The following is a 13,410-nucleotide window of genomic DNA, read 5'->3' on the forward strand; positions in this document are numbered from 1 at the left end:
CTTTAACCTTACCGGTCAAACCTTCACCTTCGGCGTGTTACGTGCCATCATTACGCCCAGGATATTGAAAAAAAAGGAGTCTTGTTTTCATGCCACGGAGTTTCCGTCGACGCCTGGCCGCGATTCTGGCGCTGATTTTATTGCTGCTGGGATTACTGCTGACTCTTACACAGTGGCTGCCGCGTCTGGTGGGCCTCTGGCTACCTGCAGGCACGCGCGTCGAACTGGAAAACAGCCCACGCTGGCATGACGGGCAACTCATTTTCCCATCTCTTCATTATTTAGCCGGTGACTGTCGCCTGGCGAGCGTCAAAAACGCGGCGCTGGGCCGGCAACAGTCGCGCTGGACGCTCAACGCACAACAGGTCACGTTGCAAAGCGAATGCCTGCAACAGCTGCCCGAATCACAAACCGCCTCAACCGCACCGAAAACGCTGGCAGAGTGGCAGGCCATGCTGCCGGGCGCAGATATTCACATTGATAAGCTGACGATCTCGCCCTGGCAGGACTATGCCGGTGGCCTGGATTTGACCCTTAATAAAGCCAGCCAGCAGCTGCATTACCGGGGCGATAATTTACAGCTTGAGGCCACGCTGGAAGGTCAGCAGCTGATGGTCAGACAATTGACGATCACCCATCCGGCGCTTCCCGAGCCGCTCAGCCTCAAAGGTCATTTTGAACTGCCGCAATACGCTAACGGCCTGCCGGTTAACGGCGAGATCGCGGGCGCGCTGGCCCTGGACGGGTTTCCGCAACCGCTAAAAGCGGCACTGAGCTGGCAGCATGAAAGCGGCCTGCTGAACATCACCACAGCGGATGCTGCCCGTCCCTTGCTGCGTCTTCCGTGGCAGGCCAGCCGTGACCGCATCACTATTGAGAAGGGTGAATATTACTGGCCACTCACGGCGCAACCCTTGTCGGGCTTTGTGACGCTGACGCTGGATAACTGGCAGGCCGGGCTGGATGCCACAACGGTCACTGGCCGCCTTAACCTGCTGACGCAGGGGCGGGGCGGCAAAGGCAATGTCGTTCTGGGCATAGGTCCCGGTCATCTCAGCCTGACGCAAAGCCAGCTGCCGTTACAACTGACCGGCGACAGTAAATTTGCTGCCATGCAGCTGTTCGGCAGTATTCCTGGGCAACTGACCGGATCATTACTGAATCCCGAACTGATTGTTAAACCCAACGCACTGTTGCGCCTGCGCGGGCGTTTACTTTCAACGCTGAACGTGGATGAAGCGCGCTGGCCGCTGGCGGGGGTGCGCTTATCGTCCCGGGGCATTTCTGGACGCCTGCAGGCCATTCTGCGCGCGCACGATCCCAGCTTTGGCCGCTTCACCCTGCATCTGGACGGCGGGGCCCGTGACTTCTGGCCGGATACGGGTGAATGGCGCTGGCGCTACTGGGGAGAAGGCGAGATGCATCCGTTACAGGCGAAATGGGATGTCAGGGGAACCGGTGGCTGGCGCGGCACGCTTATCCATCTTGATACCTTGTCGACCGGTTTTAACCAGATGCAATACGGCAGCGTGCGGGTGGAAAAGCCGCGTTTAATCCTGACTGCCCCGGTGAACTGGCAGCGAGAGGCGGACAAGCCTTCCTTTGACGGAAAATTTCAGATGCAGGCCGGTCAGACGCACTTCAGCTACGGGGGCTGGCTGGCTCACTCAACGTTGGATTTTGCCGCCCGCGGGCGCGATCCCGGTCATTTTGTCTGGGGCGGCGAACTGAAAGCCGGCAAGGTCGGCCCGGTACGGGTTAACGGGCGCTGGGATGGCGAGCGCCTGCGCGGTCAGGCCTGGTGGCCCACGCAGTCGCTGACGGTTTTTCAGCCGTTGCTCAGCCCCGATCTGAAAATGAAAATTCGCGCGGGCGAACTGCGCGCTCAGGTGGCGTTTTCTGCCGCCGCTCAGCAGGGTTTTCACGCGGGCGGACACTGGACGGTGAAAAACGGCAGCGTCTGGACGCCAGACAGCCAGATTAACGGCATCGATTTCTCGCTGCCATTCCGTCTGCAAAACCAACAGTGGCATTTTGGCTTACGTGGACCGGTTTCATTGCGCATCGCAGAAATCAAGAATCAGTTTGCCCTGCAGAATATTCAGGCTGACTTACAAGGCGCCTGGCCATGGGGGGAAAACGATCCGCTCTGGTTGCAGGATGTCAGCATGGATCTGCTGGGCGGGAAAATTACGATGCCGTCTCTGCGGATGCCACAGCACAGCCCGGCGCGCGTGTCGCTTCGGGATATCAGCCTGAGTAAACTCGTCAGCGCGATTAAACCCAGGCAGTTCGCGATGTCGGGCAGGGTGAATGGCGAATTACCGCTGTGGATCACGAATGCGCGCTGGATCATCGAAAATGGCTGGATTGCCAACAGCGGGCCGCTGACCTTCCGGATGGATAAAGACATGGCCGATGCCATCACCGCAAATAATATTGCGGCAGGCGCCGCGATGGACTGGCTGCGCTATATGGAGATTTCGCGTTCCTGGGCCACGCTGAATCTGGATAATCTGGGCGAACTGACCATGGTCGCGCAGGTGCAGGGCACCAGCCGTTTCAGCAACCGCAACCAGACCGTAAATTTAAACTATCGTCATCAGGAAAACCTGTTCCAGTTGTGGCGCAGCCTGCGCTTTGGCGATAATTTGCAATCCTGGGTGGAGGAAAATGCCACTCTGCCGTCGAAAAAGGAACCCTCACCATGAGCCTCAGGGCCTTACTGCTGCTGATAGCCGGACTCCCGCTGACGGGCTGTGTACCGCGCATCGAAGTTGCCGCGCCAAAAGATCCGATTACCATCAACATGAATGTGAAAATCGAGCATGAGATCCACATTAAAGTGGACAAGGATGTGGAAGCGTTACTGAAAAATCAGAGCGACCTGTTTTGAGGAGAGTCCGCATGAAACGCATCGGCATCACATGCTTACTGGCCCTTACGATGAGCCTGCCCGCCTGGGCATTGACGCTGGATGAAGCCCGTCAGTCAGGCCGGGTGGGAGAAACACTGTCAGGATATATTGCGCCGCGCGCAGATGACAGCGACACGCTGGCACTGGTTAAACGCATTAATGACGGTCGTGCTGCACAGTATCAACGTCTGGCAGAGCAGAACAACCTGACAACGGATGAGGTGGCCAGAATCGCCGGACAGAAGCTGGTAAACCGTGCCGCAGCGGGGGAATATGTACGCGGCATCAACGGACAGTGGCTCAGGAAATAGCCGGGCGACAACGTTGTACGGCAGGCATAAAAAAACCGGGCTCAGCCCGGTTTTCCAGATAAAATCGGCGAATCAGGCCGCAACGATGTGTTTGATCGCGTCTTTTGCTTCGGCGGTGGCTTTTGTCGCGACTTCCGGGCCATAGGCAATGCCTTCGGCAAACACAAACTCGACATCAGTGATACCGATAAAGCCCAGGAACAGCTTGACGTAAGGAGTCAGCAGGTCAGAAGCGGTATCTTTGTGAATGCCACCACGGCTGGACAGAATCACGGCTCGCTTGCCTTTGACAAGGCCTTCCGGGCCGGCTTCGGTATAACGGAAGGTCACGCCAGCACGGGCGATCAGGTCGAAATAGTTCTTCAACTGCGTCGGAATGTTGAAGTTGTACATTGGGGCAGCAATCACCACCACATCATGTGCCTGCAGCTCTGCAATCAGCGCATCAGACAGTGACAAGGCTTCCTGCTGACGCGGAGACAGCGGCGCATCGGAAGGACGCAGCGCGCCCACTAACTCACCATCCAGCACCGGTACCGGGTTTTCTGCCAGGTCACGCACGGTCACCTGATCGCCTTTGGCCTTTGCCTGCTCAGCATAGAAGTCAGCCAGCTGACCAGATTGTGAATAGCCTGCAAGAATGCTTGATTTCAGAACTAATACTTTGCTCATCGTAGTTTCCTGTCTGTTACGCGGAAGGCTTCCCGCTCAATGGCTTACACTTTACAAACATTGAACGGAGCGGGAAAGCGCAATATTTCGAGAGCTATATTCGAATTAATTGAACAACCCGTCATGCGCGAGGTCCGCGCGGCAAACGGGAATGTGCTATGATAGGCGCAATTATTATCGTTAATCAGCGGGTTATCTTAGCACTGTACGCTGAGTCCATACCGCCTGAGTAAGGTACGTCATTACTATGTCTTCTCCGGTTTCATCTCCCTTAACGCCGCTTTGGTCGCGGCTTGATGCCCTGATGCTGCGCGACCGGCAGCGGCTGCAACGCCGGTTGCACGGTGCCAGAAAAGTGAAAAATCCTGATGCCCAACACGGTATTGCCGCCGAACTGGAGCAGGATATTCTCGCGGCTGAACAGCGCGTGGCCCAGCGTATTGCCGCCACACCGCGCATCACGTTCCCGGATAATCTTCCGGTCAGTCAGAAACAGCAGGATATCGCGGATGCGATTCGCGCTCATCAGGTCGTGATCGTGGCAGGTGAAACCGGCTCGGGAAAAACCACCCAGTTGCCCAAAATTTGCCTGGCGCTGGGACGCGGTATCACCGGTTTAATTGGCCATACGCAACCTCGTCGTCTTGCGGCGCGCACCGTCGCGAACCGCATTGCCGAAGAGCTGGAAACGTCGCTGGGCGGCTGCGTCGGCTACAAAGTGCGCTTTAATGATCAGGTCGGTGAAACCACGCAGATTAAGCTGATGACCGACGGGATTCTGCTGGCGGAGATCCAGCAGGATCGCCTGTTGATGCAGTATGACACCATCATCATCGATGAAGCGCACGAACGCAGTCTGAATATCGACTTCCTGCTGGGCTATTTGCGTGAGCTGCTGCCGCGCCGTCCCGATCTTAAAGTCATTATCACCTCGGCGACTATCGATCCGCAGCGCTTCTCCCGCCACTTTAACAACGCGCCGGTGATTGAAGTATCGGGCCGGACTTATCCGGTGGAAGTCCGTTATCGTCCGGTCGCCGAAGAGGCGGACGATGTGGAACGCGATCAGCTTCAGGCAATATTTGATGCGGTTGATGAGCTGAGCCAGGAGGGCCGGGGCGATATTCTGATCTTCATGAGCGGCGAGCGGGAGATTCGCGATACCGCCGATGCGCTGATGAAGCGCGATTTGCCGCATACCGAAGTGCTGCCGCTGTATGCGCGTCTGTCGAACAGTGAGCAAAATCGGGTATTTCAGTCACACAGCGGGCGACGTATCGTGCTGGCGACGAACGTTGCCGAAACCTCGCTCACCGTGCCGGGCATCAAGTACGTCATCGATCCGGGCACGGCGCGCATCAGCCGCTACAGCTACCGCACCAAAGTTCAGCGTCTGCCTATAGAGCCCATTTCTCAGGCTTCCGCGAATCAGCGTAAAGGACGTTGCGGCCGCGTATCGGAAGGGATCTGTATCCGGTTGTATTCTGAAGCGGATTTCCTGAGCCGTCCGGCCTTTACCGATCCCGAAATTCTGCGCACCAATCTGGCCTCAGTCATTCTGCAGATGACCGCGCTGGGACTGGGCGATATTGCGGCGTTCCCGTTTGTGGAAGCGCCGGATAAACGCCATATTCAGGACGGCGTCAGATTGCTGGAGGAGCTGGGCGCGCTGACCCTGAGCGAAGAAGGCCATTATAAGCTCACCGGCTCGGGCCGCCAGCTGGCGCAACTGCCGGTGGATCCGCGCCTGGCACGCATGGTGCTGGCTGCCCGGCAGTACGGCTGTGTGCGCGAAGTGATGATTATCGCGGCAGGTTTGTCGATACAGGATCCGCGCGAACGCCCGGTAGAGAAGAAGCAGGCCTCCGATGAAAAACACCGGCGTTTTGCTGACAAAGAGTCTGATTTTATGGCCTTTGTTAACCTGTGGAACTACCTGGGCGAGCAGCAAAAAGCGCTGTCCGGCAATGTCTTCCGTCGCCAGTGTAAAGCCGATTTCCTTAACTACCTGCGCGTACGGGAATGGCAGGATATCTATACCCAACTGCGTCAGGTGGTCCGTGAGCTTGGTATTCCGGTGAACAGCGAACCGGCGGAGTATCGCGAGATCCACTGTGCGTTACTGACCGGTTTACTGTCGCATATCGGCCAGAAAGATGCGGAAAAGCAGGAGTTTACCGGTGCACGCAATGCGCGCTTTGCCATTTTTCCGGGCTCAGGTTTATTCAAAAAACCGCCCAAGTGGACAATGGTGGCGGAGCTGGTGGAAACCAGCCGACTCTGGGGCCGTATTGCCGCGCGTATCGATCCGGAATGGATAGAACCGCTGGCACAGCATCTGATCAAACGTAGCTACAGTGAACCGCACTGGGAGAAATCGCAGGGCGCCGTCATGGCCAGTGAGAAAGTCACCTTGTACGGCTTGCCGATTGTGGCCGCGCGCAAGGTCAACTATGGCGCGATCGATCCTACGCTGAGTCGCGAATTGTTTATTCGCCACGCGCTGGTGGAAGGCGACTGGCAAACGCGCCACGCATTTTTCCGTGCTAATCAGAAGCTGCGCAGTGAAGTGGAAGACCTGGAACATAAATCGCGTCGCCGCGACATTCTGGTAGATGACGAAACCTTGTTTGCCTTTTACGACCAACGTGTAGGGAAAGAGGTGGTTTCCGCACGCCACTTTGACAGCTGGTGGAAACAGGTCAGCAAAACCACCCCGGAACTGCTCAATTTTGATAAGCAGATGCTGATCAAAGCGGGCGCCGATACGGTCAGCCAGCTCGACTATCCCAATGTCTGGCATCAGGGCAATCTCAAACTCAGGTTGAGTTATCAGTTTGAACCCGGTGCGGATGCTGATGGCGTGACGGTCCATATTCCGCTTCCGCTGCTGAACCAGGTCGATGAAGCCGGCTTTGAGTGGCAGATTCCCGGTGTACGGCGTGAACTGATTATTGCGCTGATTAAATCGTTACCGAAGCCGCTGCGTCGTCATCTGGTGCCCGCGCCAAACTATGCCGAGGCGTTTTTAGGCCGCGTGACCGCAATGGAAATGCCGCTGCTTGATGCCCTGTCGCGCGAGTTCCGCCGGATGACGGGCGTGACGCTGGAGCGGGACGACTGGCAATGGGAACAGGTGCCCGATCATCTGAAAATGACCTTCCGGGTGGTAGACGAACACAACCGTAAGCTGCGGGAAGGTAAAGATCTCGCGGCGCTGAAAGTGCTGCTTAAAGGCAAGGTGCAGGAAACGCTGTCCAACGTGGCGGATGATGGTCTGGAACAGCGCGGTTTACACCTCTGGAGCTTTGGCGATTTGCCTCGCAGCTACGAGCAAAAACGCGGCAACTACCAGGTAAAAGCCTGGCCCGCGCTGGTCGATGAGAAAGACAGTGTGGCCATCCGGTTATTCGACAGTGAGCATGAGCAGCAGAAAATGATGTGGCGCGGTCAGCGTCGGTTGCTGTTGCTGAATATTCCGTCGCCGGTGAAATATCTGCACGAAAAATTGCCGAATAAAGCCAAGCTGGGCCTCTATTTTAATCCCTATGGCAAAGTGATGGAGCTGATCGATGACTGTATTGCCTGCGGTATCGATAAGCTGATTGCCGAGGCGGGTGGACCGGCCTGGGAACAGGCGGCCTTCGATGCGCTGCGCGAGAAGGTCCGCGCCGAGCTGAATGATACCGTGGTGGAGATAGCAAAGCAGGTTGAGCAGATTCTGACGGCGGTCTTCAATATCAATAAGCGCCTTAAAGGTCGGGTTGATATGACACTGGCACTGGCGCTGGCCGATATTAAGGCGCAGATGAATGGGCTGGTGTACCGGGGATTTGTGACCCAAAATGGCTGGCGGCATCTGGCAGATACCTTACGTTACCTGCACGGTATTGAGCGTCGGCTGGAAAAATTGCCGGTTGATCCCCACAGCGACCGCGCCCGTATGCTCCGGGTTCAGGCCCTTGAACAGGCCTGGCAGGCCTGGCGCAACAAACTGCCGCCGCAGCGTCAGGATGATGAGGATGTGCTGCATATTCGCTGGATGCTGGAAGAACTCCGCATCAGTCTGTTCGCACAGCAGCTTGGCACGCCTTATCCCATTTCAGATAAGCGCATCATGCAGGCGATGGAGCAGATCACCGCCTGACGGCGGCAAACAGGGTCTTGTAAGAATAAAAAAGCCCGCATTCTTAAATGCGGGCTTTTTTGTGTAACGGTGAGAGCTACTGCGCCAGCGCTTCCAGCCGGTCTTTAAATGACGTCACGGCAATCGCGCGGTTGTCAGCCAGATAACGGTCTTTCGCCGCCGGGGCAGAACTCTGCACCGCTATCAGTTGCCAGCCCTTATCGCCTTTCAGCAGAAGCGGAGAACCGCTGTCGCCAGGCAAGGTATCGCACTGATGCGATAAAACCGCCCGTTGCGCCCAGCCGGTAATCAGGCAGTCGCTGTGTGAATACAGGCTGTCGAGATGATCGGCGGGATAACCTGCCTGGGTCACCTTGCGGCCCGCCGCTTTCAGCGCTTCGGTTAAGTCACTACGCGAACCTTCAAACAGCGGAATCGGCGTAATGGCAGAAGGGGGATTGCGCAAAATAATCAAACCGTAATCGAATGGCGCTGCATTGCTGGGGACGATCCAGCCTTCGCCATCCGCTTTCAGCTTATGCACCAGCGACGGTTCAACGCGCGCATCGATGTCATGAATTTCGTAGCGCCAGCCTTTTTTGGTAGACATAAAACGTAGCGCTACGGGTTTATCAAATTTACCTGGAGGTGTCAGTAAACAGTGGCCCGCCGTCAGGGCAAGATGGGGAGAAATTAACGTGGCGGTGCACAGATTACCGCTCTCGGTTTCCAGTTGTCCTATCGCATCCCAGGGGGCCGCGCTGACATCGGTAATGGCCTGGCGATGATCTTTGCCAAAAAACAACATTTTAATTTCGGCGGGTGTCGGTGAATCATCATTATCATCAGCATGAACAAACGCGGTGAAACTGAAAAGTCCAACGATTAACAGGGTAGCCAGGCGCATAGAACTCTCAATAGCGAGAAAAAGAAAACGTTTTTGTTATTACTAAAGTGACATAACTATAGTCAGTGAGGCGTGAAAAAGGGAGTTTTTTCAGTGAATCAGTACGCTACAGCGACTAAATAAAAAAACTGGCCGCGATAACGCCACATAAGATCATCACAATCAGAATAATTTCGAAGCGATAGCGACGGACCATATTAGCCACTCCAGTAAAGAAACACCCGGCAGAACCGGGTGTTTTTAATTATTAACGCTTACTCGGACCCTAAAGGGCGGCCTTATTTTTTAGCGGCTTTTTTGTGGTGCTTTTTAGCTGCCTGGGCTTTCTGAGCTGGCTTTTTGGTGTGTTTTTTAGCGGCCTGAGCTTTCTGGGCTGCTTTTTTGTGGTGCTTTTTAGCGGCCTGAGCTTTCTGGGCAGCTTTTTTGTGGTGTTTTTTAGCAGCCTGGGCTTTCTGAGCTGGCTTTTTGGTGTGTTTCTTAGCAGCCTGCGCTTTCTGTGCAGTGTCTTTCTTCGCTACTTTCTTCTTAGCGGCCTGTGCTTTCTGGGCAGCTTTTTTGTGATGTTTCTTAGCAGCCTGCGCTTTCTGTGCAGCTTTATGATGCTTCTTATGGACAGCAGCTTTGTGCTCAGCTTTAGCAGGTGCAGCGGTGGTGGTCGCAGCCGCTGGAGCAGCAGTTGCAGGAGCGGCAGTTGTCTCAGCAGCGAAAGCAACTGAAGACAGACCCATAGCAGCGGCGATTACCAGTGCAAATAATTTTTTCATTGCAAAATCCTCGGACTATTTTTTCATGTGTAGCCCACTGCGGGGCCGGTGAGAAGACTATATGAAAATAAAACTGGCGCGTCCGTGGGTGATTGGTATCGCTGTGTAACCGATTGTACAAAGGGGATGTACGGGAGGAAAAGGCGGCCCTCAGGCCGCCTGCTACCTTAACTGTTCAGGTAACGTTGCTCAAGATGTTTGCGGAAATAGTCTGGGTTGAGCGCTTCGCCAGTAGCATTGACAATCAACTGTTCGGTGGTGAAACGGCTGCCATGTTGCCAGATATTCTGCTGCAGCCAGTCAAATACCGGCTGCAGGTCGCCATGCTGTATCAGCTCGGCGGATTGCGGAATTGCGTTTTGTAACGCCTGGAACAGCTGCGCAGCGTACATCGCCCCGAGTGTGTATGTCGGGAAATAGCCGAAGGCGCCATCGGTCCAGTGAATATCCTGCATGCAGCCATCGCGGTAGTTGCCGCGCGTATCCAGACCCAGGGATTGTTGCATCTTTTCATCCCACAGCGCCGGAATGTCTTCAACCTCAATCTCGCCTTCAATCAGCGCGCGTTCGATCTCGTAGCGCAGAATGACGTGCGCCGGATAGCTCAGTTCGTCCGCATCCACCCGAATCAGGCCCGGTTTAACCTGCTGCGTCAGCCGGACAAAGTTATCTGCCTGAAGGGCGGGTTGGTCACCGAGTTGACTGATGATGTGCGGCAGGATACGCTTCAGGAAAGGTGCGCTGCGTCCCAGTTGCATTTCCATAAACAGACTTTGTGACTCATGGATCGCCGTGGATCGCGCCAGCGCAACCGGCTGACCGCGCCATTGCTCAGGCAAATTCTGTTCGTAGCGCGCGTGGCCAGTCTCATGAATGACGCCCATCATGGCGCTCAGAAACTCATCCTGATTGTAGCGGGTGGTAATACGCACATCTTCGGGCACGCCGCCGCAGAAAGGGTGCGCGCTAATGTCCAGGCGGCCATGGTTAAAATCAAACCCCAGCTCGGCCATCACGCGTAAACCCAGTTCGCGCTGTGAGGCTATCGGGAACGGTCCCTGGGGCGTGATCACCGGCTGCTGAGCCTGTTTTTCGACGACCTGCTGCAACAAGTGTGGAAGCCAGGTTTTTAACTGCCCGAAGGTATGATCCAGCGTGGCGCTGGTCATGCCCGGTTCAAACACGTCAAGCAGCGCGTCATAGCGGGAGCAGCCGTTCGCTTGCGCACGCAGTTCAGCTTCCTGACGGCTTAAGCGTACGACCTCTTTCAAATTGGTCGCAAAACCCTGCCAGTCGTTTGCCGGACGCTGTGTACGCCAGGCATGCTCACAGCGCGATCCCGCAATGGATTTGGCTTCGACCAGTTCAGCAGGCAGTAATGTTGCCTGAACATAAGCGCGGCGCATTTCGCCCAGATTGGCGCGTTCAACATCATTCAGCGATTGCTGTTCTGCCTGATCCAGCCAGTCACCAATGCGTTTATCCGTCAGAATCTGATGTTGCAGCACACTCATTTCCGCCAGCGCTTCGCCCCGTGCGGCGCTGCCACCGGCGGGCATCATGGTTTGCATGTCCCATCCGGCGATGGCGCTGAGATGACTGAAACGCGACAGGCGCTGGAAGGTCTTACAAAGGTGTTGATAGGCTGAAGTCACACAAAGCTCCTGAATGCGTTAACGTCGTGGAAGTTCCCGAAAGGGGAGATCGAGCGGCCAGCTAAAACGCAGGCTGGCACCGCCAAGCGGGCTGGTTTCAACGGAAACCCGGCCGCTGAGCGCATGGGCGATGGAGTGAACGATGGCCAGGCCAAGTCCACAGCCGCCCGTTGCGCGGTCGCGACTCGGATCGAGCCGGACAAAGGGTTCAAATACACGTTCACGTTCTTCATGGGGGATCCCCGGACCGTCATCGTCGACCTGCAAATTACCGACTGCGCCGTCAAACCATAAGCTGACCCGCAGGCGCTGGTTTGCATAGCGCAGCGCGTTATTGACAAGATTGTCCAGCACGCGCTCCATAAGCCGGGTGTCTGAAACGCCGTAATTTTCCCGCTGGGGTAAATCCAGCTCAATCTGCGTATCCGGGTTGATGGCCTGGAAGTCTTCCATGCGTTCACGCAACCAGCTGGCCAGATCCAGCGACTGCAAATTAAGGTCGACGCGTGGACGATCCAGACGGGCATAGGTCAGCAGCTCTTCAATCAGGCTTTCCAGCTGACTCACATCACGATTCAGCGCCGCAGATTCGGCTTCGCTCAGGTTATCGCTCATCTCCAGACGATAGCGCAGCCGCACAAGCGGTGTACGCAACTCGTGAGCGATACCATCAATAAGCTGTTTCTTGCTGGCGACGAGCGTATTGATATTCTCAGCCATTTGGTTAAACGCGACGCCAACGCGAAACAGGCTGGAGGTGCTGTCGAAATGAGTACGCACGTCCAGTTGCCCCTGACCAAAACGCTGAGCGGCATGTTCGAGTCGCAGCATCTCTTTCCAGTGCGGACGCAGCCAGATAAATACCGGCAGCCCAAGCGACATGCCAATAAATACGACCAGTGCCATATCCAGCAGGCGCATTTGATGCAGATAAAAAAGGTAAGGTATAGGTCCGACGGTCAGGACATAATGACTACGCGGAATGTGTTGCAGGAAGGTGTATTTGTCGTCCAGCGCAACGATTTCGCCCGCACGCAGACGGCGTAACTCATTTTCATCCAGTTCGAACCGGCTCATGGGCTCAATATGCAGCTCAAATGACAAACCGAGATCCAGACTTTTGATCGTCTTATTCCAGTCGCGCGGCGGTATTTCACGCAGTTCACTGCGAATCAGGTAGAGCGAGCTGGCCATCAAGTCGTTCATGGACTGGCGGCCTGCGCGTTCGGCGGTAAATTTATAGACCAGCCCGACCATCAGCGACATCACCAGAAAACAGACAAACAGCAGGAGGTAGAACTGAATAAAAAGTTTTTTCATACCGAACGCGTGTCCCAGGCCTGCGGCGCAAACAAATAGCCTTTGTTGCGGATGGTTTTGATACGGAATGGCTCTGTTGCGCTGTCGTGCAGTTTTTTACGCAAACGCGAGATGGCGACATCAATACTGCGATCCATGCCATCGTAACTGACGCCGCGTAAGGTTTTCAGCAAGGCATCACGGTTAAGAATTTGCCCGGCATGGCTGGCCAGCACCCAAAGCAGATCAAAATCCGCCGTGGACAGGGCGATATTTTCTTCAAACAGCACGACCTGGCGATTCAGGGCATCGATGGTCAGTGAGCCAAACCGCAACATGCGTGTATTTTTCGTCGGCGCAGGGGCTTCTTCACTTTGCACCTGTTGTGACTGACGCAGGTGCAGACGCAATCGCGCCAGCAGAACGGCTGGGGGAGCCGTTTTCAGAATATAGTCCTGCGCGCCCATCTCCAGCGCGAGGATATGGTTCATATCGCTGTCAAGGGAGGTCAGCAGCACGATCGGCCCCTGCCAGTTTGCCCGTAAGTCACGGCAGATTGACATGCCATCTTTGCCGGGCAGCATGATGTCGAGCATGACCAGGTCGGGTTGCTGTTCGGCAATGGTGGCTTCAGCCCGATCGCCGCGCGTCTCAACAATCACCTCAATATCATGACGTCCCAGGTAGGCGGCAATGAGCGAACCGACCTCCGGTTCATCTTCTACGTAAACGATTTTATGCATAATTCACACTAACGTA

The 13,410-nt window shown here is 55.6% G+C and carries 10 protein-coding genes; 4 read left to right on the forward strand and 6 right to left on the reverse strand.

The window, feature by feature from the left end; genetic code table 11:
• Nucleotides 1–89 precede the first annotated feature (89 nt).
• From C1N59_RS09795 to C1N59_RS09805, 3 genes are read left to right on the forward strand one after another with little or no spacing between them, the layout of a single operon-like run.
• The gene (locus C1N59_RS09795; protein ID WP_394550702.1) at nucleotides 90–2,711 is read left to right on the forward strand and encodes a YdbH family protein; all 2,622 of its coding nucleotides are present in this window, start codon (nucleotides 90–92) and stop codon (nucleotides 2,709–2,711) included.
• Nucleotides 2,708–2,896, forward strand: a complete 189-nt coding sequence (locus C1N59_RS09800) for a YnbE family lipoprotein (protein WP_006119266.1) — start codon at nucleotides 2,708–2,710, stop codon at nucleotides 2,894–2,896. Before C1N59_RS09795 ends, C1N59_RS09800 begins: the two co-directional genes overlap by 4 nt.
• An 11-nt stretch (nucleotides 2,897–2,907) precedes the next feature.
• Nucleotides 2,908–3,228, forward strand: coding sequence for a YdbL family protein (locus tag C1N59_RS09805; protein WP_033741770.1), 321 nt, complete (start codon nucleotides 2,908–2,910; stop codon nucleotides 3,226–3,228).
• A 72-nt stretch (nucleotides 3,229–3,300) separates the two neighbouring features.
• Here C1N59_RS09805 and azoR read toward each other — a convergent pair whose 3' ends face one another.
• Nucleotides 3,301–3,900 (reverse strand): FMN-dependent NADH-azoreductase, encoded by a 600-nt coding sequence (azoR, locus tag C1N59_RS09810; RefSeq protein ID WP_006119264.1) that lies wholly within the window; start codon nucleotides 3,898–3,900, stop codon nucleotides 3,301–3,303.
• Nucleotides 3,901–4,147: 247 nt separating this feature from the next.
• On the opposite strand from azoR, the gene hrpA reads away from it, so the two are divergent.
• Entirely contained in the window at nucleotides 4,148–8,047 is a 3,900-nt protein-coding gene (gene hrpA / locus C1N59_RS09815) for an ATP-dependent RNA helicase HrpA (protein WP_394550704.1), read from the forward strand.
• 76 nt (nucleotides 8,048–8,123) lie between these two features.
• On the opposite strand, the gene C1N59_RS09820 is transcribed toward hrpA, so the two are convergent.
• From C1N59_RS09820 to rstA, 5 genes are all read right to left on the reverse strand, one after another.
• Complete coding sequence (locus C1N59_RS09820) at nucleotides 8,124–8,933, reverse strand: trypsin-like serine peptidase (RefSeq protein ID WP_006119261.1); 810 nt, start codon at nucleotides 8,931–8,933, stop codon at nucleotides 8,124–8,126.
• A gap of 278 nt (nucleotides 8,934–9,211) precedes the next feature.
• Nucleotides 9,212–9,697, reverse strand: coding sequence for an acid resistance repetitive basic protein Asr (gene asr, locus C1N59_RS09825; RefSeq protein WP_006119259.1), 486 nt, complete (start codon nucleotides 9,695–9,697; stop codon nucleotides 9,212–9,214).
• A 167-nt stretch (nucleotides 9,698–9,864) separates the two neighbouring features.
• Nucleotides 9,865–11,352, reverse strand: a complete 1,488-nt coding sequence (locus tag C1N59_RS09830) for a carboxypeptidase M32 (protein WP_172912541.1) — start codon at nucleotides 11,350–11,352, stop codon at nucleotides 9,865–9,867.
• Nucleotides 11,353–11,370: 18 nt separating this feature from the next.
• A complete protein-coding gene (gene rstB / locus C1N59_RS09835; protein WP_006119257.1) occupies nucleotides 11,371–12,672 on the reverse strand; it encodes a two-component system sensor histidine kinase RstB in 1,302 nt (433 codons plus the stop codon).
• On the reverse strand, nucleotides 12,669–13,394 hold the full coding sequence (gene rstA / locus C1N59_RS09840) for a two-component system response regulator RstA (protein WP_006119256.1): 726 nt from the start codon (nucleotides 13,392–13,394) through the stop codon (nucleotides 12,669–12,671). Before rstA ends, rstB begins: the two co-directional genes overlap by 4 nt.
• Between the last annotated feature and the right edge of the window lie 16 nt (nucleotides 13,395–13,410).

This window comes from Pantoea sp. SGAir0183 (assembly GCF_043545505.1).

Coding starts and splice junctions, on each gene's coding strand:
- C1N59_RS09795 (WP_394550702.1), top strand. CDS start 90: ATGCCACGGAGTTTCCGTCGACGCCTGGCCGCGATTCTGGCGCTGATT.
- C1N59_RS09800 (WP_006119266.1), top strand. CDS start 2,708: ATGAGCCTCAGGGCCTTACTGCTGCTGATAGCCGGACTCCCGCTGACG.
- C1N59_RS09805 (WP_033741770.1), top strand. CDS start 2,908: ATGAAACGCATCGGCATCACATGCTTACTGGCCCTTACGATGAGCCTG.
- azoR (WP_006119264.1), bottom strand. CDS start 3,900: ATGAGCAAAGTATTAGTTCTGAAATCAAGCATTCTTGCAGGCTATTCA.
- hrpA (WP_394550704.1), top strand. CDS start 4,148: ATGTCTTCTCCGGTTTCATCTCCCTTAACGCCGCTTTGGTCGCGGCTT.
- C1N59_RS09820 (WP_006119261.1), bottom strand. CDS start 8,933: ATGCGCCTGGCTACCCTGTTAATCGTTGGACTTTTCAGTTTCACCGCG.
- asr (WP_006119259.1), bottom strand. CDS start 9,697: ATGAAAAAATTATTTGCACTGGTAATCGCCGCTGCTATGGGTCTGTCT.
- rstB (WP_006119257.1), bottom strand. CDS start 12,672: ATGAAAAAACTTTTTATTCAGTTCTACCTCCTGCTGTTTGTCTGTTTT.
- rstA (WP_006119256.1), bottom strand. CDS start 13,394: ATGCATAAAATCGTTTACGTAGAAGATGAACCGGAGGTCGGTTCGCTC.